Annotated in this window: 15 protein-coding genes; 8 read left to right on the plus strand and 7 right to left on the minus strand. The window is 62.9% G+C overall.

The features are described 5' to 3' along the window. Positions 1–108: 108 nt before the first annotated feature. Together OJ996_RS04325 and OJ996_RS04330 are read left to right on the plus strand one after the other, a co-directional pair. Positions 109–1,233 carry a hypothetical protein gene (locus OJ996_RS04325; protein ID WP_264511563.1) on the plus strand — a complete coding sequence of 375 codons (1,125 nt, stop codon included), beginning with the start codon at positions 109–111 and terminating at the stop codon, positions 1,231–1,233. 10 nt (positions 1,234–1,243) lie between these two features. Next, the gene (locus tag OJ996_RS04330; protein ID WP_264511565.1) at positions 1,244–2,353 is read left to right on the plus strand and encodes a hypothetical protein; all 1,110 of its coding nucleotides are present in this window, start codon (positions 1,244–1,246) and stop codon (positions 2,351–2,353) included. Between the two features lie 6 nt (positions 2,354–2,359). On the opposite strand, the gene aroE is transcribed toward OJ996_RS04330, so the two are convergent. The 3 genes from aroE to OJ996_RS04345 form a co-directional block, all read right to left on the minus strand. Beyond that, positions 2,360–3,256, minus strand: coding sequence for a shikimate dehydrogenase (gene aroE / locus OJ996_RS04335; protein WP_264511567.1), 897 nt, complete (start codon positions 3,254–3,256; stop codon positions 2,360–2,362). 112 nt (positions 3,257–3,368) lie between these two features. Continuing rightward, positions 3,369–6,593, minus strand: coding sequence for a PA14 domain-containing protein (locus OJ996_RS04340; RefSeq protein WP_264511570.1), 3,225 nt, complete (start codon positions 6,591–6,593; stop codon positions 3,369–3,371). Between the two features lie 432 nt (positions 6,594–7,025). After that, complete coding sequence (locus tag OJ996_RS04345; RefSeq protein ID WP_264511572.1) at positions 7,026–8,339, minus strand: glutamate--tRNA ligase; 1,314 nt, start codon at positions 8,337–8,339, stop codon at positions 7,026–7,028. A 120-nt stretch (positions 8,340–8,459) separates the two neighbouring features. Between OJ996_RS04345 and OJ996_RS04350 the strand changes: the two genes are divergently transcribed. Together OJ996_RS04350 and OJ996_RS04355 are read left to right on the plus strand one after the other, a co-directional pair. Then, entirely contained in the window at positions 8,460–9,164 is a 705-nt protein-coding gene (locus tag OJ996_RS04350; RefSeq protein ID WP_264511574.1) for a DUF1003 domain-containing protein, read from the plus strand. A 63-nt stretch (positions 9,165–9,227) separates the two neighbouring features. Further along, a complete protein-coding gene (locus tag OJ996_RS04355; protein WP_264511576.1) occupies positions 9,228–9,890 on the plus strand; it encodes an HAD family hydrolase in 663 nt (220 codons plus the stop codon). 94 nt (positions 9,891–9,984) lie between these two features. Here the strand turns inward: OJ996_RS04355 and OJ996_RS04360 are convergent, their stop codons facing one another. After that, positions 9,985–11,415, minus strand: a complete 1,431-nt coding sequence (locus OJ996_RS04360) for a Gfo/Idh/MocA family protein (RefSeq protein WP_264511578.1) — start codon at positions 11,413–11,415, stop codon at positions 9,985–9,987. A 35-nt stretch (positions 11,416–11,450) separates the two neighbouring features. Further along, positions 11,451–12,374 (minus strand): DUF6807 domain-containing protein, encoded by a 924-nt coding sequence (locus tag OJ996_RS04365; RefSeq protein WP_264511580.1) that lies wholly within the window; start codon positions 12,372–12,374, stop codon positions 11,451–11,453. An 84-nt stretch (positions 12,375–12,458) separates the two neighbouring features. Here OJ996_RS04365 and OJ996_RS04370 point away from each other — a divergent pair, with 84 nt between their 5' ends. Together OJ996_RS04370 and OJ996_RS04375 are read left to right on the plus strand one after the other, a co-directional pair. Further along, the gene (locus tag OJ996_RS04370; RefSeq protein WP_264511582.1) at positions 12,459–13,007 is read left to right on the plus strand and encodes an RNA polymerase sigma factor; all 549 of its coding nucleotides are present in this window, start codon (positions 12,459–12,461) and stop codon (positions 13,005–13,007) included. Further along, complete coding sequence (locus OJ996_RS04375) at positions 13,000–13,959, plus strand: hypothetical protein (protein WP_264511585.1); 960 nt, start codon at positions 13,000–13,002, stop codon at positions 13,957–13,959. Before OJ996_RS04370 ends, OJ996_RS04375 begins: the two co-directional genes overlap by 8 nt. Positions 13,960–14,114: 155 nt before the next feature. Here the strand turns inward: OJ996_RS04375 and OJ996_RS04380 are convergent, their stop codons facing one another. Both OJ996_RS04380 and ilvC read right to left on the minus strand, forming a co-directional pair. Beyond that, complete coding sequence (locus OJ996_RS04380) at positions 14,115–15,701, minus strand: MFS transporter (protein WP_264511587.1); 1,587 nt, start codon at positions 15,699–15,701, stop codon at positions 14,115–14,117. A 251-nt stretch (positions 15,702–15,952) separates the two neighbouring features. Continuing rightward, positions 15,953–16,999, minus strand: coding sequence for a ketol-acid reductoisomerase (gene ilvC / locus OJ996_RS04385; RefSeq protein ID WP_264511589.1), 1,047 nt, complete (start codon positions 16,997–16,999; stop codon positions 15,953–15,955). Between the two features lie 485 nt (positions 17,000–17,484). Here ilvC and OJ996_RS04390 point away from each other — a divergent pair, with 485 nt between their 5' ends. Both OJ996_RS04390 and OJ996_RS04395 read left to right on the plus strand, forming a co-directional pair. Next, positions 17,485–19,713, plus strand: coding sequence for an InlB B-repeat-containing protein (locus tag OJ996_RS04390; protein WP_264511591.1), 2,229 nt, complete (start codon positions 17,485–17,487; stop codon positions 19,711–19,713). Positions 19,714–19,858: 145 nt separating this feature from the next. Next, positions 19,859–20,782, plus strand: a complete 924-nt coding sequence (locus OJ996_RS04395) for a thioredoxin family protein (RefSeq protein ID WP_264511593.1) — start codon at positions 19,859–19,861, stop codon at positions 20,780–20,782. Positions 20,783–20,964: the final 182 nt, after the last annotated feature.

Here is a 20,964-nt window from a genome sequence, read left to right on the forward strand (position 1 = left end):
AGTTCTCTAACACGCAAAGTTGATTCGCGCCACGCCCAAACCCGCGTCATGCCCCCGGACCCGGGACTTGCCGCCTCTTCGCTTCAGTGCCACTTTCCGCGCCCAGCCATGCTCCCGGAAAAGAGGAAAGAACCCGAAGAAAGCGAAGGAGGACGCGGAGGTTTTGAAGTCCGCGTCATCGGCGGGGGCACCTCTTCTTCCCCTGTCGCGGGAGGCAATGGGCTCGAAATCGGGTTCAACATCGGCGGAAGCAATCGCGGTCGCGCAGAGCCTTCCGACAGCGACGATCCCGTGGTCCGTCTCGAGGCTCCGCCCGAGGCGCAGCCCGCGCGTCTCAAGGCCACCAGCGATGTGGGTCCTGCCGTTCCCCGCGTATCTTCACGCCGGGACAAAGAACGTGATGCCCATAAGTGGACGATATGGATGGCAGCAGGCTCCTGCCTTCTAGCCATCTTGGCCGTCGGGTGGAAGATCACCAGCAGGCGTGCGGGAGAGAAACCCAAGGAGGTGGCTCAGGAGCTTGCAGAGGCTCCGGTGCCCTTGGACCCTGTCACCGCCGAGCGAAATTACCTCTTCGATAACTTCGGGACTCTCTCGGTGGAAGCCCAGCAACTGCTGGAGCGGTATGCTGCCGCGAAGAATGCCGGCGAGGCCTTGCCCTTGATTCGCAATTCCTCCGCTCTTGCCGACCGGTTCACGTCGGCGTGGCAGCCTTGGGGCGCGACTCCTGCCTTCTCCCGCTCGGTCGGCTTGGAACCCGGAGTCGAGGAAACCTCTCCCCAGCCGGCGATCTTCATTCGTGGCGCTGCGGGCGATGCCAGACCCTTCGCCTTCTACTTCGTCCGCGAGTCCGGCAAGCTACGGATCGATTGGGAGGCGAGCGAGGGTCGCGGGGATTTGACCATTGCCGATCTGGAGTCCGGCTCCGGGGCAGTCGACGCCACCGTGCGGGCCAACATCAGTCCCGCCAACTATTTCACGGTCGCTTTTCCCGAGTCCTCTTTCCGCTCGTATCAACTGTCGGATCTGGGCGACCACCACGGTATCTGGGCTTTCGCTCCCATCGAGTCGGAGGCGGCGCGGATCCTGACCCGGAATCTCAATGAAGATTCCCTGATTCTTGCGGAAGGGGCCTCTTCGAGGGCGACGCTGAAAATCACCCGCCGTACGGTGGACGGCGCGAATTTCTTTCTGATCACGGACTTGCTTCACAATGGCTGGGTCTCCCCTTAGCAAGATGCCCGTGAGCGAGATTCCCGGTGCGTGGTTCCATTGCTGCCATTGCGGCAAGCTATTCAAGGCGCCTGCCGATCCGGACACCCGCGGACCCTGCGCGGAGTGCGGTCATGATCCGGTGACAGGAGCGGAGCTCCAAGCCGATTCCGACACGTCCGCGCGCGTCCTTCGCAGGGTGCGGAAGCACGGGGAGTCCTCGCACCACCATCAGCACAAGGCCAAGCGCAGCCGACATGCACGCAAGAAGGCCCGCGTGCTCATGTATTTCGTGGCGGCTTGGGTGGCCCTCGTTGCCTTCGCCGCCATTTTCCTCAAGCGTGGTTCCACCGCCGCCCCCACCCCTGCTCCCGATTATGTGGAGAAGAGCGATGCGCCTTCGATCGACGATCTCCAATTTCTTCAGGATCACATGGAGGAGTGCTCCGATCGCGTCGTGGCTTTCCTCAATTCGACGGATGCCGCGGGGCGTGCCCAGCAGGTGCTCCGTGCAGAGCAGCTCATTCCGCGGATGACCCGGTACTATGAGTTGAACCCCGCCCTCCCGGTTCAGGAGAATTTGAGCCTTCCTTATCAGGGGATGATCAAGACTTCCGCGGGGCCCGCAATCGAATCCATCTGGCGTCGCGGCAATGGCGAGCTCCTTGAAGCGGTCTTCTTCGAGGAGAAGGGTGAATGGAAAATCGATTGGGATGCGATGGTCCGCTATAGCTCGGAGCCTTGGGCTCTTTTCCTCGCCGCCCAAGGACCCGGAGAAGGTGAGTTCCGTTTGCTCGCACGCGAGCGCGTCGGCGCCGGTGGCCACAACGATGAAAGCATCGGTCTGGTGCTCTACCGGCAGCGCCCCGGCTTCCCCGGTGAGACCCTCAATCCCTCTCCGGAAGTTCGCGTCGTTCGTGCCAGCGCCCTCGGCCGCGCCATCGAAGACGCCTTCAAAGCCCGGCAGGAAAAAGTTGCCCCCTTCGGGAGCAAAGCCTTCGAGAACGATCCGGATGGCATGATCCGTCTTCGTGTGAAGATGAGCCGCAGCGGCGACGAAACCCGCGTCTTCAAGATCGAGGAACTCCTCGCGACCCACTGGCTCGATCTTCCGTCTACCCCGATCAAGGCCGGCGAGTAAGATCGATCAGCCCAGCCCGACCCTCATCGCCGAAACCGGATCCGCTCCCGGGAACCAGATCTGGAAGGCTTTCACCCCTTGGTGAAGCAGCATCGCCTTGCCCGTCCCGACCCGGGCTCCCGCCGCGCGTGCCGCTTCCTGAAAGGCTGTGCCCGGCCGGTAGACCGTATCGTAGACCGCCAGCCCTTCGCGGAAACACCCGGCAGGAAGCGGCGAGCCATCGCCCTCCTTCAGCCCCAGCGACGAAGTATTCACGATCAGATCAATTTCCCTGGCCTGCTTTGCCAAGCCACCCTGATCCAAGCCGGCCGTGAGGATCTCGGTTCCCCCGTGGTGCCGGTGAAGCCTGCTGGCCAACTCCTCGATCTTGTCCAGAGTCCGGTTTACCAGCACCAGCTTCGCCACGCCCTTCCGCGCGCAGTGGACCGCGATCGCGCCACCGGCACCCCCGCCCGCGCCCACGATCAGCACGCGAGCGCCGAGGAGCTCTACCCCCAAGGTCTCGCGCACGGCCTCTTCAAATCCGTAGCCATCCGTGTTGTAGCCCTTCGCCTCGCCGTCCTGGAATACCACCGTATTCACGGCGCCCATCTCCGCGGCACCGCCATCCAGCGTCTCGCAAGCCGCCAGCGCTTCGAACTTGTGCGGCACCGTCACATTGCAGCCGATGAAACCGAGCTCTTTCATTCGCGCGAAGGCCCGGCCCACCTGGTCCGGCTCTACCTCCAGCTTGATGTAGCGCGCGTCGATCCCCGCCCCATCCAGCGCAGGCTGGTGCATGTGCGGTGACAAGGAATGCGCCACCGGATAACCGATTACCGCCAGGCGGGCAGGCTTCTCCTTTCCGGCATCCAGGTGTTCGCGGGATACGAGATCCTTTAGCGTGTACAGCGTGTCGTCCATCCGTGGCCGCAAACCATGAAGACGCCATCCACCCTCGTCAACCGGACGTGAAAAAGCCGCCGCCGGGCAAACCCGACGACGGCTGGTTTATTGTTCCAACGGTGCCAAATCCTCAGGGCTGACGAACGCGAAGGAAAATCTTCGACTGTCCGTTCAGCGCCGGGAAGCTCGACAGATTCACCGAGACGGGAGTGCTCGTGCCGGTTCCCGTCACGCTCGCCACCACCGTCGTCCAGGAGGACAGGTTGGTCGATGCCTCCACGGAATAGTTCACCCCGTTCTGCGAACCGAAGTTGAACTGTGCGGTCGTCGGCGGTCCCTTGCTCACCACCAGGTTGCTGATGACGAAACCAGGAGGCGTCGCCGCTCCCTGCTGCACCAGCGGTAATCCGGGGCTCTGGTTGATGGTGCTATTTCCGCCCTTCACCAGCAGCGGCAGCACCGCGCTCGGATCCAGCGGGCCCTTCGCTCCATAAACTTCCCAGTAGAATCCGCCCCCGACCTCGAAGACGAGGGTCTGGATGCGGTACTGCCCGACGTTCAGCGGCACGCTGATGATCGTGCGGCTGTTGCCCGTCGGCGTATCCACGCGGATCGCGTTGTTCACGCTGCTGCCCGGCGCTTGTCCGATCACGGCATTCGCCGGCAGGTTCGTGGCCAGGATGCCGCTGATCACCGGATCGGTCGTGCCGTTGTGTCCGTAGATGTAGAGGTAGCCACCATCGTCTCCTTGGAACCCGAAGTGATAGGTGCCCGCTTCGGTGATGTTCACGATACCCGTGGCCCGGATCGAGAAGTCATTCTCCGGATCGGGCGTATTGAAGGGCCATGGATTGGTTCCCGCATACACGTTCTGCGAGCCGTCCTGCGGATCGAAGAAGTCGAGTTTGTCCCAAGTGCTGGTCTTGTTGGCCGGCGCGGTGGGATCGGCCAAGGTTTCGTTGATGCGCTGTTCGGCACCCGCGATGTTGTTATCGTAGAAGCCGACTTCACCGGTCTCCACCGTCCATCCCGGATCGGCGATTCCCGGAACCAACACGGTAGGAGTCACCGGAGCGAAGCCCACCAGTTGGAAGCCGTTCGGCGGATTCGTTCCGTGCGGCCATGAGCCCGCCGCGGCCGTCAGCTCGTGGTAGTAACCGCCGGTCTGCTCCAGGTGGATGTAGTCGAGATCATAGGTGCCCACTGCCAGATTGATGATCCCGCGGGTGTTTGAATTCCCCGTGCCACCGTTAAAGAACAGCTCGTTGGGATTCGACATCTCGAACTTCCCGTCGCCGCCGTTGTTGTCACCTTGCGTGGCGCGGGAGAAGCTGGGGTCGGATCCGCCGTTGGTGGCCTTGATCCGCAGCATGAAGCCATCGTCACCCTGCGCCCAGAAGGTATAGGGTCCCGCGGTCGTGATGTTGATGCGCCCCTTCGCGGAGGTCACCACACGATCTTCCGCCACGTTGGTATCGCCGGGGAAGGGGAGATCGCCCGGGATCAGGCCACCACCGCCATCGTTCGGATCGCGATGGTTCATGTAGGGCATCTGGGCGTCCGTTGTGATGCCATCGGCCGGGGTGCGTGTCGTCGCTGCCAGGAAGTTGCTCGCATCCCAAGTGCTGCCGTATTCTCCCGCGTCGCGATAGACGCGCGCGCCGAAGCCATTGTTCGTTCCTGCCGGCCCGGGCAGGTTGGCGAGGTGCCGCTCTTGATACGGTGGCACCGCCGGATTGCTCGGCGTGCCGACCAGCGACCAGGTATTGGTATCGCGGTCGGTGCTGAATCCGCCTTGGGCCCATGCGACCTCGTAGAAGCCGCCGCCGCCGCCGTCCCAGCCCAGATACTCGATGTTGTAGGTCCCTGCCGCGTCGAACTGATACACGCCGCGCGAGTTCGAGTCCCCGGTGCCGCCGTCGCGGTAGAGCGTCTGGCTGTCGCCAAGATCGATGTTGCCCTCGCCGCCGGTCGAGACGAAGCGTCCGCCACCCGCGCCCGTGACGCGCATGGCGAAGCCGTCGTCGCTATGCACGGAGAAGGTGTAGAGTCCCGCTGCCGGAATCGAAACCTGCGTCTTGCCCACCACGATGAACTCTTGGTCACCGGCGGCATTCGTCAGGATCGGCAGGTCGTTGTTGAAGTTGCCGACCTGCGTGATGTTGTTCGTATCCGGGTCCCGGTGATTGAAGACCGGTGCACTACCAGTGACCGGGGTCGGTGGGGTCGCTCCGGTCAAGATGCCCAAGGCCCCTGCGATGTCACCGGTGCCCCCGGGGCTTTCGCTGATGCCCCAAGTGCCCACGCTCCCTGCAGTGCCAGGCACGCTTGCCGGGAGGCGCGGGGTGCTCGCGGTACCGAAGAAGGTTTGCTCGGTGTTTGCCGTGCGCGGCACGGTCAGCTCGAAGTTATAGGCGGTATTCAGCGTCTGCGTGCTGGTGTAGGACACGGTCGTCTGTCCCGCCGCCTGGCTCACGCTGATGTTGGCCTCCGGCACCTCCACTCCAGCGATGAACAGCCGGTAGGACCCCGGCGTCTGTGCTGCGGCGGTGGACCCGGTCGTGTTCTTGACCACAAAGGAGCCACCCGTGGTGGTCACGGTAGAGGAGGCAAGTTCCAGCGGGCCGAAGTAGGTCGTCCGCAGGGAATTGTAGAGCGTGGTCGCATTCGCGGATTCGTCGGTATTGTACATCCGCACCTCGGCGATTCGCCCGAAGAAAGGCCCGTTCCCGTTCTCGGTCATGGCTCCGATCGCAAACTTCCCGCCTACCCGTGGAATCGGGGAGACAAAGTAGTCGGAGTCCACTTGATTGCCGTTCACGAAGAGACGCTGCGTGCTGCCATTCCATGTGAAGATCGCGATCTGCGGTTCCGGGATACCGCGGGCCTTCGAGAACATCGTGATGTCCGGTCCGCCCGTTCCCGCCGCCACGCGGTCGTTGTTCCAGCCCAGTCCCCAGTCACCGCCGGAGCCGCCCTGTTCCATGCCGAGCAGGCCGCTGCTCTCCCACCAGGACCCCCCGGTATTGCCGGTGCCCTGCGGTTCAAAGACGACCACCAGCGTCATCGCCGTGGCATTCGCCAGCGGGTTGTTCGCCGCAGCTACGGTGAAGTAGTTGCTGCCGCCGGTCTCCACCCCCTTGTGGGTGTGGAAGGCATCGGCGAAGGAGGTGGGCAATCCCACCGGTGTAGCCACGATGCCGCCGGTATTGGATACCCAGTTCTGGCCATCCACATAAGTATCGGCGGTCCAGTCCGCCACGAGCGCCGCTTGGGCGGTTGTTAGAGCCATGCTGCATAGCAGGACTCTTGTCGGGAGCTGGCCATAGCTCCGCCACGATTGAGTTATTTTCACGGGTTTTTGGTTTGGGTTGGGTTCACCCGATTGGGATTCGGGTCCCTGTAAGCGACTCGCGATCCGTGCCTCCGTCAAGGGCCCGACCTCTGCGCCAAAACCGGTCTTGGTATCAATTCACCATGCCATCGGAAGGTGTCTGACAGATTGGCTTGTCCCCCAAATCGGTTGATAGAATGAACCAAAAGATGCGGTGACTCGTTTCGTGGCGATATGCCCGATTCCCGGAAAGTCTCGATAACAGCTTTCCATCCCATCGCTAAGAATTGATTGCGATGAACTTATGAAAAGGCAGCGGATCAGAAGAAGAAAGGCCGCCCGAGCGGGCGGCCAGATCTCAAATGCGTTTGACCAGCAATCGCCTGTGAAGCAAGCGACCGGAATGCTGACAAACTGAATGCGGCTTCAAGCCGCCTCCCGATCGTGATGCGCTTAACTGAGCTTCGAAACGAAGGCCCGGAGGCGTGCCACGCAGCGCTCCTTGCCCAGCGTGCCGAGGATATCTCCGAGATCCGGGCCGCCTGACTTGCCGCTGAGTGCCACGCGCAGCGGGAACATCAGTTGTCCCGGCTTCGCTCCGGCTGCCTTCGCCGTCTCACCGATCTGATGCTTCGCCGCATCCGCGGACCAATCGGCCAAGCCCTCGAAGTCCCCGGCCAGAGCTGCCAGCAGATCCTTCGCCGCCGCATTGCCACGCACCTTTTCCACCGCTTCCGGTTCGAAGCCGAAGTCATCTTGGAGCAGGAAGCCGATCGCATTCGGGACCTCCGCGAGCAGGCGCACCTTCTCGCGCACCATCGCGGCTACTGCCGGATAGTCGCCATTGGTCGGCAGTCCGGCCTGCTCCACGAAAGGCTTCGCAAGCTCGGCGAAAGCCGGGCCATCCAGCTTCAGCAGGTGCTGTTGGTTGAACCACGCGCACTTCTCCTGATCGAAACGGGCAGGGGAACGGTTCACGCCTTCCAGCGAGAAGCGCTCGACCAGTTCATCCATCGTAAAGAGTTCCTCGTCGGACTTCGGCGACCAGCCGAGCAGCGCCAGGAAGTTCACCACGCCGGCAGCAATGAAGCCCTGCCGCGGGTAGTCACCCACCGCCGCGCCCACGTCGCGCTTCGACATCTTCGAGCCGTTCGGATTCTGGATCAGCGGGATGTGCGCATACTGCGGTGCCGGTGCGCCCAGCGCTTCAAAAAGCTGCAGGTGCTTCGGCGTGTTCATCAGGTGGTCCTCGCCGCGGATCACGTGGCTGATCTTCATCTCCAGATCGTCCACCACGTTCACGAAGTGGAAGACGTACGAGCCATCGGAACGCCGGATCACCATGTCCGGCGTGTTCGACTCGTCGCGGTAGTCGATCGTCACCTCACCGCAGACCAGGTCGTGCATCGTCACCGGCTTGCGCTCGAAGCGGAAGCGCCAGGCACCGCCGTCCTCGTAGACGCGGCCGCCCTCGCGCAGCACCTCGAACCACTTGTCGTAGATCGGCAGGCGCTCGCTCTGGTTGTAGGGACCGTAGTCGCCGCCCTTGCCCTCGCCTTCATCCCAGTCGAGGCCCAGCCAGCTCATGCCGGAGAAAATTGCATCGCGTGCTTCCTGGGTGTTCCGGGCTTCGTCCGTGTCTTCCACGCGCAGCACAAAGGCCCCGCCGTGCTTGCGGGCATACAGGTAGCTGAACAGTGCGGTGCGTGCCCCGCCGACATGGAGGTAGCCGGTGGGGGAAGGTGCGAAGCGCGTGCGGACGGACATGGGACGCGCACTGTAGGGGGCCCGCGCCGCTCGCCAAGGGCGGAGTGGCGCTTTCCCGGCGCGTATCCCTACGCAGCCGCCGCCTTGACCCGGCCTGCCGCCTGCTCAGGATGATCCCGCATGAAAAAGTGCGCTATCACCGGTCAGGAAACGCCGGATCATCTCGCCGTCCCGCTTTCGGCCATCCGCCCGCTGCTCCGCACCTTCATTCTAAAGCGCCACCCGGATCTCCCCGCGGAGGGCTGGGTGTCCCGCAGCGCCCTCGATGAGCTCCGCTCCGCCTACATCGAAGACGCGCTGCAGAATGAGATCGGCGAGCTCACCGAGCTCGAGCGCGAGGTCATCGATAGCATCCGCGGTCGCGAGCTGATCGCCGAGCGCCCGGAAACTGAGGAGGAAGAGGATCGTACCGCCACCTTCGGTGAACGTCTCTCGGACCGCATCGCGAGCTTCGGCGGGAGCTGGAGGTTCATCCTACTCTTTAGCGGCTTTCTTGCCGTCTGGATCATCCTCAATGCGCTCCAGCTATTTGGGGGCAAGGCGGTGGATCCCTATCCCTTCATCCTGCTCAATCTGCTGCTCTCCTGCATCGCCGCCCTCCAGGCCCCCATCATCATGATGAGCCAGAACCGCCAGCAGGATCATGATCGCAAGGAGGCCATGCGGGACTACCAGGTCAACCTGAAGGCCGAGCTGGAGATCCGCCACCTTCATGAGAAGATGGATCATCTCCTTCTCAATCACTCCGAGCGCCTGATGGAGATCCAGCAGTACCAAACCGAGCTGCTGCAGCGGATCTTGGGGGAGAAAGAGTCGAAGGATTGACCGCGGATAGCGCGGGCGATTCCTCCACTTGCCCTGTGCCCGATCTCCCCGCAGCTTCCCGGTATGCCTCTTTCCGCAGTGATCTTCGATTTCGATGGCGTGGTGATCGACTCCCACGAAGCCCACGGTCGTTCATGGTTCGCGCTGGCGGATGAGCTCGGACAGGAGCTGAGCCAGGAAACCTTTCATTCCACCTTCGGCCAGCGGAACGAGAGCATCCTGCCCTTTCTCGGTTGGGCGGAGGAGGGGGATCGCGAGCGCATCCAACAGCTCGGTGATCGCAAGGAAGGCCTCTACCGCGAGATCCTTCGCGCGGAGGGGATCGAGCCGCTTCCGGGCGTGGTGGCGCTGCTCCAGGATCTGAAGGCGAATGGTATCCCCTGCGCCATAGGCACCTCCACCCCGCGTGCGAATGTCGAATGTGTGCTCGAACTCACCGGCCTTGCGGATTACTTTGGTGACATCGCCGCCTCCGAGGATGTTTCCCGCGGCAAGCCTGATCCCGAGGTGTTCCTGAAGGCCGCCGCCAAGCTGGGTGCCGATCCGCTTTTCTGCGTGGTGATTGAGGACGCCCAAGTGGGCCTCCGCGCCGCCAAGGCCGCCGGGATGAAGGCCTTGGGTGTAACCACCACCCATCCCGCCGATGCCTTGGCACCCGAGAATCCGGATCGCATTGTCGACTCCCTCGCGGAGGTCAATGTCTCCTATCTACGGGAACTCTGGTAGTTCGCGCCGTGTTCCTTGGTCCGGAAGGGGCTGAGGGACAGAGCCCCGGGTTTGCCACAGGCCTACCCGGGGGCTCACATTGGAGAGAGTCGCCTCATACCACGATCTCGAAGTCCTTCCGGTAGCTTCCCTTCAGCAGCGCATTCGCTGCCTCCGCGTTCGCCCCGGTGAAGCTCTCCTTGGAGCCTTCCCGCGTCAGCACCTTGCCGAGACGGATGCCCTCCTTCTCGATGTCCACGCCGTTTGCGCGCAGGTGGACTTCCATCCGCTCGATCGCGTCTGCAGCACGCGGATCCTCGAAGGCTTCCCGCACCTTCGCCGCCGGGGTCTTCTCTCCCAGGGCCCACGAAATGTTTCCGATATGCGCCAGCGCGGATGACAGATGCCCGCTTTCCACGCTCAGGGTCGCATCCTGTTTTCCGGCGTGGATCGAATCGATCCAGTTCTGGAAGTGCGAGCGCCCGCCCTTGAATTTTTTCAGCTCCTTGCCATCGCGATCGAAGATGGTGCAGCCCGCCGAGTGACCGCCCGCGAGCCAGCCGCCCTCGTACTCGATCACGTTGCCCATGCCTTGGCCCTTGTAGTCGTCCATGCCCGACTTGTAGTCGCCGTCCTTCTTGGGCAGTCCGCGCACTTCGAAGATGATGGGTGCCGGATCGTAGCCGAGGAAGACCACCTGGGTGTTCGCGCAATCGCCGTCGTCCTTGTGCAGGAAGCGGTCGCCGGCAGAAAGCACCACCGGCGGCAGGATCGCGGGATCGCCCAGCGCCCAGCGGCACACGTCGAGTTGGTGCGGACCTTGGTTGCCCAGGTCGCCGTTTCCATAGGCGAGCTGCCAGTGCCAGTCGTAGTGGAATTGCTTGCGCTTCACCTCCGCCATCTCGCGCGGCCCGCACCAAAGATCGTAGTTCACCTCGCTCGGTGCCTTCTTCGGCGCATCCACCTTCCCGATCGCGGGGCGCGGCTTGTAGCAGAATCCGCGGGCCAGCTTCAGCTTGCCCAGCTCGCCGCTGCCCAGCCACTCGAAGGCCTCCGCCCAGCAGGTCTCCGAGCGCCGCTGGAAGCCGTGCTGGATCATCACACCGTGCTTCTTCTGCGCTTCCGCCAGCATGCGGCCTTCCCAGACGTTGTGGGATACCGGCTTCTCCACATAGACGTGCTTGCCGTGGGCCGCGGCGGTCACGCCGATCACCGCGTGGGTGTGGTTCGGCGTGGCGATGCATACAGCGTCGATCTCCTTGGACTCGCACAATTTACGATAGTCCTCGTAGGTCTCCAGCTTGGTGCCTCCCTTCTCCGCCTTCTCCTTCGCGCGGGCCAGCACCTTGGAGTCGCAATCGCACAGGGCCACCAAGCGCGCGCCCTTTGCCTTCAGAATGCCGTCCACGTGGGCCATGCCCCGGCTGTTCAGGCCGATCACCGCCACCCGCAGATCGCCGTTGGCTCCTTGGGAGAGGGCGTGAGGGGCCAGCAGGGACCAGGTCCCGGCGAGGGTGGATGCATGGAGGAATCGGCGGCGGTTCATGGCTGTCTTGGGTTTTGGAAAGTCTCTGCAAGGGCTTACTTCGCGAACTCCGCCCAGCGCTCCGCGAGCTTCGCGGATTCAAGGTCGCCGTGGTGGAGGACCACTTCATAACGGAACACCAGGGTCTCGCCTTTCTTGAGAACATGGTCGCCCGTGTGTTTGTCCTTCTTGCCTTCGAAGTCGTGGATGCCGAAAGGGTTCGCCGCCAGCAGGCCATAGTCGCGTGCATGCCACCAAGTGGGGTGGCGCAAATTCGAGGGGTGATCCAGCACCGCGATCACCGCGGGCTCACCCTTCTCGTCCGGGCCGGTGAAGGCCACCCAGTTCGACTTCTTGCCCCAGACCGCGCCGTCCTTGCGACCTTCCGAGTCTGCGATCGCGCCCTTTGCTTCCTTGCCCTTCTGGCGCAGGGTCCGGTCCACCCGGATCGCAAACATCCCTTCTTTGGTATCGCCGAAGAGGGCGTCCGCCTCCGGAGCCTTGAGTTTGGAAGTCACCGTGATCGCCATGGTTTTCGGGTCGATCTCCTTGAAGGCATAGGTCCGCTCTTCCGTCAGCTGGGTCTTGCCCGCCGCGGTCCATGCCAGCTCCACGGTGAAGGCGTCATTTTTCCGTTCGCGCAGCCCCTTGTGCTCGATCTTCGGGTCGCTCTCCTTGGTAGTCCAAGCCCAGAAATCATGGCCGTTCACCGCCCCGTGGCTCATCCAGAAACCGCGGTGGTGAGGGTGGTCCTCCTCTTCTTTGAAGCCCGGTTCCATCGGCCAATGCCGCGTCAGGCAGGCTCCGGAGGCGGAGCTCAGCGGGTGGAGATAGGGCACCTTCGAGTCGGTCCGGTATTCCGTGTAGAGCTTACCATCCAGCTTCACCGTGACCTTTCCCCCCGCTTCCTCGGTCGTAAATTCCCCCGTGGCGAGGGCGCTGGAAGCGAGTAAAAGCAGGGCGGCCAGTGTGGGTCTCATCCCGGCAAACTGGACATGGAGCGCGATTTGCGCGATGAAAAATGGCGGAATAACTCGTTTGGGTGCCCCTCCCAGATACAACTGATGTCGGAATTCGAATCACTCGTCGATACACACTACGAGGCGCTTTATCGCTTCGGCATGTCCCTGTCCAAGAGTGGCGATACTGCCGCGGACCTGGTGCAGCAGACCTTCTGCATCTGGGCGCAGAAAGGGCACCAGCTCAAGGAACGGGATAAGGCGAAGACCTGGCTCTTCACCACCCTACACCGCGAGTTCCTGGCCCACGCCCGGAAGTCGAAGCGCTACTCCGACGAGGAACTCACCGAAGCCGTAGCGGGCCGCATCTGTGCCGAGGATGACGACACCGAGCGCCAGATGGATGGCCAGCGCGCGCTCGAACTCCTCGGCGAGCTCGACGAAACCTTCCGTTCCCCTCTCGCCCTCTTTTACCTTCAGCAACACAGCTACAAGGAAATCGCCGAAATCCTGGACGTGCCGATCGGCACCGTCATGTCCCGCATCTCGCGGGCCAAGGAAATGCTCCGCCGCCGCATGACCGCCGAACCGTCCAGCGCGCCGAAAAACATTCTGCAACTCCAACCGGAGGCCCTGAAGTCCCACCATGGATAAGGAAGAAGCACGCTTCATTCTCCGCTGTTTTCGCCCGGATGGCGCGGATGCGGAGAACCCCGATTTTGCCGAGGCTCTCGCCCGGGCCGCGAAGGATCGCGAGCTTGGGGAGTGGCTCGCCCAAGAGCGCGCTAGCGATGCCGGATTTGCCACGGCCCTGAATGCCGTGGCCATTCCGTCCTCGCTCCGTGAGGAGATTCTTGCCGGCTTGGCCGTGGAACGTGGCGAGTCGTCCGCCTATCCGGATACCTTCGATTGCTCGGTCATCGGGGCCATGGCCTCGATCCGGCCGCCGCAGAACCTGCGGGCCGAGATCATCGCCGCGATGGACCGCACGGCTGCTGCGGAGAAGGGCAAGAGCCGCCTGCCTTGGCGGATCGCGATGCCCTTCGCCGCTGCCGCGGGTATCGGCTTTGCTTTTCTGCTCTCCGAGCCGCCGAAGTCTTCCGTGGTCGTCAATCTGCCCCCGGGTGATGATGCTTCCGCGCCTTCGCGTGCGCCGCTCCTTCCCGCCGAAACCGGTCCGGGCACGAATGGCGGAACGGTTCCGATCAGCATTGGCAAAGTGGAGTCGAGCGCCATCACAGCGGTCGAAACGCCGGACTTTACCCTCGATCTTCAGAATCCGGATCACCACGCGCTCTTCGAGCATCTCAAGTCCGCTAAGCTGCCGTGCCCGAATTCTTGTCTCCCGCCGGGGGTGAAGAACATGGATGGTTACGGCTGCCGCGAACTCAAGATCGATGGCAAGCGCGGGGCCGTGGTTTGCTTCAGGCAGAAGGACAACCTCGTGCATCTCGTCGCTTTCAAGCGCTGCGATGTCCGCTGCAAGCTTCCGGAGAAGGGCGAGCCCGCCTTCGGCAAGCACGGTAAGTGGTCCGTTGCCCGCTGGGCCGATGACGAATGGGTCTTCCTCCTCATGGGGGAGAAGAACGTCGCTGACCTCTTCTAGGCTGGAACTTCCAGTTTGCCGACTTCCGGGGCCGGGCTTTCACACGCCCGGCCTCGCTGCGTCCTGAGGGGACGCCCGATGCGGGGAAACCCCAAACAAAAGCGGCGTGACCCTCAGGCCACGCCGCTCGAATTCAAAACTCAACTTAAGTCGGATCAGGCCACCGGGCCTTTAACGCCACCGGAAGCCTGCTCACCCGTGATTTGGATCGCCTTGTAACCGCCGATCGAGCGGAAGTAGATCAGCATGCCGAGGTAAAGGAGCGCCATTACCGCGGGCACAATCGAAGTGAGTTTCAGCGCCATCCGGCCGCCGAACAGCCCGGCACCGGTCACGGCAGCCTTGTCCGTTTCAGCCGTTGCCTTGGCGCCGTCCCACCACTCAACCAATGCCTTGTGGTTGGCGTCGTCCTTGCCCTGTTGCTTCAAGAGTTCGTCGGCCCGGGCCAGCTCCTTGCCGCCGTCCTCAAGCACGCCGACCTTCGCTCCATCCAGACCCACGGTCTTGAAACCCATGAATGTGTTCTCCTTGCCTGCCTTGTAACGCTCGTAAGCCGGCTGCGAGGTTTCCTGGAGGTTCTTTGAAGCGAAGTTGTCTTGCTTGAAACCAATGGCGGGGCCGCCGATCAGACCTGCCGAAAGCATGCCCACCCCGCCGATCATGCCGATCGCGACGGCACCACCCTTCGGGAAGCGTTCGGATACGACAGCCAGCATCGTCGGCCACAGGAAGGTCTTGCCGCAGGCATACACCGTGGCGGCAATCACGCAGAGAGCCACGCTGGTCGCAGAGCCCAGAAGCTGCAGTCCGATGAAGCCGAGGATCGCGCTCACCAGCAGCAGGCCAACCGGGGAGATGCGATGGACGATCGGTCCGGCGAAGAAGCGCAGGACGAACATCAACAGCGAGGTGTAGGAGAAGAGGATCAGACCCTTCGTTGGGCTGGCCATGATCGATCCCGTGATCTTGCTGATCCAGGAATCCGTGCCCAGCTCCACGTAACCGACCAGCGCGTGGATCACCAGAAGCACGATCATTAGCGGGAAGAAGATGGTCCGGACCATTTCTCCGAGAGTCACGCCCGCTTGCGCCGCGTGGGATTTCGGGAACTTCTGGCCTAGGATCATCACCCCGTAGATGATCACGGGAATGAGGAAGAGGCTCATCTGGATCCGCCAGTCAACTGCGGCGGATACCACGTTGCCCGCATCATCGGTGCGGGCTGCCATCACGGCGGAGGCCACGCTACCCAGCACCAGACCGGCAGGCCATCCGGCGTGCAGGATGTTCAGATAGTGGGTTTGCTGCTTGGGGAAGAGCGTGGCGGTCAGAGGATTCACCACCGCTTCGCAGACGCCGTTGCCAATCGCGAAGATAAACATGGCGGAGAAAAGACACCAGTAGGCCGCTTCCTTGCCGCCAGAGGCGAAGAAAGCCGGGGCTGCCAAGGTCAGCACCGCGGAGACGAAATGGAGGACCAGCGCTAGAATCATCAGCTTGCCGTAGCCCACCTTGTCAGCGAACAAGCTGAAGATGATGATGATCAAACCGAAGCCCGCGAGGCCGCCTCCAGTGATCGTCCCCAGCTCGGTCATTGTGAAGCCGAACTGGTTTGCCCATTGGCCGAGGATACCTCCCCGGACTGAGAAGCCTACCCCGGCGGCGAGGATGGCCATGAAGCCTGCCCAGAGCAGGCGCTTGGCGTTGGGTGCGATGGGTTCATCGCTGTGTGTAGTCGTCATGGATTTCTTGGGAAGTAGAGGGCGTGTCTAACGGTCGCTCCGGGGCATGGCAAGCATCCGGAATGGCAGCGGACAACGGATTTGCCGCGGAATTCCTTTCGCCCATGTCGCAATCATCCCAGCCACCATGGTGCTTCCTACCCATGGGGGGAGGCCTTGCGAAAACCCCTCTTTGAATCCGCACCTCACCCCGCAAAACAAAAAGCCCGGCTCCCTATCGGAAACCGGGCTCTTCAAATCGGTCGAACCTCTTACTTGGAAGAGGAGATGTAGCTCGCCTGGGCGGCACCCTTCTTGAGCTTCTTCTGCTTGATCCAGCTCATCGTGGAGCGGAGCTTCTCACCGACCTTCTCGATCTGGTGGGCAGCCTCTTCCTTGCGGATCTTGTTGAAGCGCGGGTAGCCGTTCTTGTATTCGGCGATCCAGTCCTTCGCGAACTTGCCGTTCTCGATGTCCTTCAGCTGCTTGGCCATCCGCTTCTTCACGGAAGCGTCGATGATCTTCGGTCCCACGGAAACGTCGCCCCACTCGGCGGTCTCGGAGATCGAGAAACGCATGCCGGCCAGGCCGGACTCGTTCATCAGGTCCACGATCAGCTTCAGCTCGTGCAAGCACTCGAAGTAAGCCATCTCCGGCTGGTAACCGGCTTCCACCAGCACCTCGAAGCCCGCCTTCACCAGTGCGGAAGCACCACCGCAAAGCACGGTCTGCTCACCGAAGAGGTCGGTCACGGTCTCCTCGCGGAAATTCGTCTCGAACACGCCGGCACGGGTGGCACCGATGCCGCGGGCCCATGCCAGAGCCTTCTCCTTGGCCTTGCCGGTCGCATCCTGCTGCACCGCGATCAGGCCGGGAACACCCTTGCCGTCCACGAATTGCGAGCGGACCGTGTGGCCCGGGCCCTTCGGAGCCACGAGGATCACGTCGATGTCCTTCGGCAGCTTCAGGCCGCCGAACATCACGGCGAAACCGTGCGAGAACAGCAGCGTCTTGCCTGCCGTCAGGTTCGGCGCGATGTCCTTCGCGTAGATGTCCGGGATCGCGGTGTCCGGCGTGGCGATGAAGATCACGTCCGCGGCCTTGACCGCATCACCCGTGTCCATGACTTCGAAGCCGAGCTTCTTGGCGACCTCGCGGGACTTCGACTTCTTATAGAGGCCGATCACGACCTTCAGGCCGCTGTCCTTGAGGTTGAGCGCGTGGGCGTGGCCCTGCGAACCGAAGCCGATCACGGCCAGGGTCTTCTTCTTGAGCGGCGTGAGCGACGCGTCCTTGTTCGTGTAGATCTTCGCGGCCATGGCGATGGATTTCTCTTTGGTGTACGCCGTAGCCCCTGGCTGCGGCGGGCGGACAAGCTGGACGCTTGATAACGAAGGGTCAAGCGCGCGCTTCGCCACCCGATCCCACGCCTAGCCGCTTCCTGCTCGGCTTTCCCGCCCTTCCCCGCAGCGAGTTCTTCGATTCTATCATCCAACTTAATAAATAATCTTATGCAACTTTGTGCAATTTGATCTTGCCGTCCGGAGTTCCTTCCTGCATCGCTCATCACAGGAGGTCGACCCAAACCCCTGTCTTCTTCCGGACTCGAAGTCGCCTCGAACCCATTGGTGCAAGGATATTGCACCCGAAATCCCAGCCGGAACCGGATCCGGCACCCCCTAACCCAGGAACCCAAACCAAGATCGTGAACCCCGTCCTCCGAACCCAGTGCAATCCTCGCCGGAGTAGCGCAACTTTATGTAAAGTTCAGCCCGCCTCCCTGATCCTCGGCCTCTTCTTCGCCGTGCTCTGCCTCCTCGCCCCGCGCCTCAGCGCAGGTGTCCTGAAGCTCGATTTCATCAACAACGGCGGCGCTTCCACCAGCGGATGGACCACGGTTTCCGGGACATTTCTCGGCGATACCATGGTCAATGTCCCGAATGTCGGCGGCTCCGGCTACAATTTCACCTTCGCCCACGTCGCCACCTACGACAACGGCAACGCGCTCCAGCCGCTCACCCGCTCGGGCTTCTACAATTTCGGCCGCCTCGCGAATGACCACAGCTTCACCCTCTCCGGCCTGACCGAGGGTCAGACTGTGGCCCTCTACGCCACCGCCGCTTGGGATGGGAACGGCGCAGGCGGTTGGGTCGTCTACGGGGACAACGCCCCGAATGGCGTGCAGGCCCAGACCGTCGGCAGCCCCGGTACCGCACCCACGATCGAGAATTTCACCTTCATCGGCACCGCCACCGCGGATGCCACCGGCACCGTCACCGGCAGCCTCCACGGCCGGGATGGCGTCGGCACGAATTCGGAGGGCCAGGTCGGTGCCTTCCTCTTCGTCCCCACGCAGACGATCACCGCCAGCGCCGGGGCGAATGGCAGCATCACCCCCGCAGGCCCTGTCGGTGTCACCGCCGGGACCAATCAGCAGTTCACCATCACCGCCGCCAGCGGCCACCACGTGCAGGATGTCCTCGTGGATGGCGTCTCCGTCGGCGCCGTCGGCACCTACACCTTCACCGATGTGCAGGCGAATCACACCATCGCCGCCAGCTTCGCCGCGAATACCACGCTCTTCACCATCAATGCCAGCGCGGGCGCGAATGGTAGCATCAGCCCCTCCGGCGCGGTCGCCGCGAATCTCGGGGTGAACATACCCTTCACCATCACGCCAGATGCCGGCTACGAGATCGCGGATGTGAAGGTGGATGGCGTCTCCGTCGGCGTGCTCGGCACCTACACCTTCACGAATGTCACGGCGAACCACAGCATCGCCGCCACCTTCAGCCTGAATTCATATTACGTCGAAGCCACCGCCGGTCCCGGCGGCTCCGTCAGCCCGGGCGGCTCCAGCTCCGTCCCGCACGGGGAAAGCCTCGATATCACCATCACCCCGGATGAGGGCTACTACGTCGCGGAGATCCTCGTCGATGGCGTCGCCATCCCGCCCACCGATTTCTACACCTTCATCGAGGTCACCTCGGATCACACCATCGAGGTCACCTTCGACAACCGCACGCGCCTCTATCTCGACTTCACCGTCACCGGCGGCCCGATTGCGAATGGCTGGACCCCGGTCTATGCGAATTACGTGGCGGATACCCCGCTGGCCTCCGTTGCGGATATCGGCGGCCTCGGCTACGGCTTCTCCTTCAGCCACGTCGGCTCGTACGATAATAATCAGAGCTGGGAGCCGCTCACCCGCTCCGGCTTCTACACCTTCGGGAATAATAACAACCCGCACGTCTTCACCCTCAGCGGGCTGAATGCCGGCCAGACCGTGCATCTCTACGCCTGCGCCACCTGGGATGGGAATGCCGCGGGCGGCTACCTCGTCTACGGCAGCACCGGTCCGGATGGGGTGAAGGCCGTCACCAATGGCAGCCCCGGCACCCAGCCCGTCCTGGCGAATATGACCCTCATCGGCAGCGCCACCTCGGATAGCGGCGGGAATGTCAGCGGCAGCCTCCACGGCCGCAGCGGCGTGGGCTCCGCCATCGAAGGCCAGGTCGGCGCCTTCGTCTTCATCGTCGAGCCCGGCGGCACCACCCCGGTCAATGGCTTCGCGAACTGGGCCTCCTCCCCGCCGAACAACCTCACCGGTTCCGATGCCCTCCCGGCCGCGGACCCGGATCACGATGGCATCTCGAACCTCCTCGAGTTCGCCCTGAATGGCAACCCCGTCAGCGGCTCTTCCGCCGGGCTCTCATCCTCCGCCCTCGCCACGGTCGCGGGCTCCCCGGGCGTCGCCACCTTCACCATCGCCGTCCGGAATGGCGCGGTCTTCTCGCCGGATGGCAATCGCATGAGGTCCTCCCTCGTCGATGGCATGACCTACATGGTGGAAGCCTCCACGGACATTTTAGATTGGAGCCTCATTCAGGTCAGCGAGGTCACCGGTGCCGATGCCGCCGCCATCCATTCCGGCCTCCCCGCGCCGCAGACCGGCTGGACCTACAAGACCTTCCGCAGCGCCGGCACCAGCGCTGCAAATGCCAAGACCTTCATGCGGGTAAAGGTCCAGTAAACGGATGGGACCCCATCCTTGGGAAAACTCCGGCGAGGATGCCCCGTTCATGGCGGGCTCCTCGCCGCTGAGTTTTTATGGGGGCGATCGAACTCTTGTTCCGGCCGAATAAACCCATCCCCCGCATCGGACGTCTCCCTCCATCATGCGGCTCCGCCATCTTTTTCTCATCCCGGCTCTTCTCAGCTCCACCTTCGCCGCGGGGGAGGATTGGACCGCCGACTACGAGGCCGCGAAGAAGCGGGCTGCCGCGGAGGGGAAGGACCTGCTCATCGATTTCACCGGCTCGGACTGGTGCGCTTGGTGCATCAAGCTCCGAAAGGAAGTCTTCGAGCAACCCGGCTTCGCCCCGGCCAAGGACAAGTTCGTCCTGCTTGAGCTCGATTACCCCAAGGACGAGTCTCGCGTCAGCGAGGCGGTCGCCACGCAGAATGCCGCGCTGATCAAGAAGTATCCCATCAAGGGCTATCCCACCATTTTGCTCTGCGATGCCAGCGGCAAGCCCTTCGCCGCCACCGGCTACCAGCCCGGCGGTCCGGACAAATACCTGCCTCACCTCGATACCCTCCTCGCGAAGAAGTCCGCTCGCGACCAAGCGATCGCCTCCGCCTCCTCCAAGGACGGCGTGGAGAAAGCCCGCCTCCTGATCGGGGCGCTGGAAGGCATGGGGCTCGATAACTCCATGCTCGTTTCCAACTACCCGGAGCTGGCTGCGGAGATCAAGGCGGCCGACCCCGCCGATGCCACCGGCTTCACCGCCCGTCAGGGGAATGAAGAGGCCTTCGCCACCTTCATGGCCAAGCTCGGCGAACTCCGCTCCAAGCAAGATCTCGAGGGAGCGATGAAGCACGTTGAAACCACTCTCGCCGATGGCACCATCAAGGGCGAACTCCGCCAGCAAGTCTATGGGCACGCCGCCGGTACCCTCGCCTCCGCCGGCAAGAAGGATGAGGCCATCGCCATCCTGAAGCGCGCCATTGCCGAGAGCCCGGACGGCCCCCGCACCAAGGAGCTCTCCGACTTCATCGCCATCCTCGAGCGCGAGAAAGCCGGTCTCCCTCCGAAGTAAGCCCGGTAGCGCGACGTCCTGGCTTGGCCGGGCCAACCCTCGCCGCCCGCTCTCAAGGGTGCGTAGTCCCGCCTTCAGGCGGACGATCCCACCCTCGCGGCCTACGGCATCCCTAGTAGAGGAATGACTTCGTCATTCCGGCTGCTCGCGTCATCCCCGGGGGCGCCGTTCCACTCGTTTGG

It is taken from the genome of Luteolibacter rhizosphaerae (assembly GCF_025950095.1).
Classification (GTDB): Bacteria; Verrucomicrobiota; Verrucomicrobiia; order Verrucomicrobiales; family Akkermansiaceae; genus Haloferula; species Haloferula rhizosphaerae.

What these genes read in the sequence shown, in the direction of transcription:
- OJ996_RS04365 (WP_264511580.1), bottom strand. Translation starts at nt 12,374, where the DNA reads ATGAGACCCACACTGGCCGCCCTGCTTTTACTCGCTTCCAGCGCCCTC.
- OJ996_RS04350 (WP_264511574.1), top strand. Translation starts at nt 8,460, where the DNA reads ATGAAAAAGTGCGCTATCACCGGTCAGGAAACGCCGGATCATCTCGCC.
- aroE (WP_264511567.1), bottom strand. Translation starts at nt 3,256, where the DNA reads ATGGACGACACGCTGTACACGCTAAAGGATCTCGTATCCCGCGAACAC.
- OJ996_RS04380 (WP_264511587.1), bottom strand. Translation starts at nt 15,701, where the DNA reads ATGACGACTACACACAGCGATGAACCCATCGCACCCAACGCCAAGCGC.
- OJ996_RS04375 (WP_264511585.1), top strand. Translation starts at nt 13,000, where the DNA reads ATGGATAAGGAAGAAGCACGCTTCATTCTCCGCTGTTTTCGCCCGGAT.
- ilvC (WP_264511589.1), bottom strand. Translation starts at nt 16,999, where the DNA reads ATGGCCGCGAAGATCTACACGAACAAGGACGCGTCGCTCACGCCGCTC.
- OJ996_RS04370 (WP_264511582.1), top strand. Translation starts at nt 12,459, where the DNA reads ATGTCGGAATTCGAATCACTCGTCGATACACACTACGAGGCGCTTTAT.
- OJ996_RS04360 (WP_264511578.1), bottom strand. Translation starts at nt 11,415, where the DNA reads ATGAACCGCCGCCGATTCCTCCATGCATCCACCCTCGCCGGGACCTGG.
- OJ996_RS04355 (WP_264511576.1), top strand. Translation starts at nt 9,228, where the DNA reads ATGCCTCTTTCCGCAGTGATCTTCGATTTCGATGGCGTGGTGATCGAC.
- OJ996_RS04395 (WP_264511593.1), top strand. Translation starts at nt 19,859, where the DNA reads ATGCGGCTCCGCCATCTTTTTCTCATCCCGGCTCTTCTCAGCTCCACC.
- OJ996_RS04325 (WP_264511563.1), top strand. Translation starts at nt 109, where the DNA reads ATGCTCCCGGAAAAGAGGAAAGAACCCGAAGAAAGCGAAGGAGGACGC.
- OJ996_RS04345 (WP_264511572.1), bottom strand. Translation starts at nt 8,339, where the DNA reads ATGTCCGTCCGCACGCGCTTCGCACCTTCCCCCACCGGCTACCTCCAT.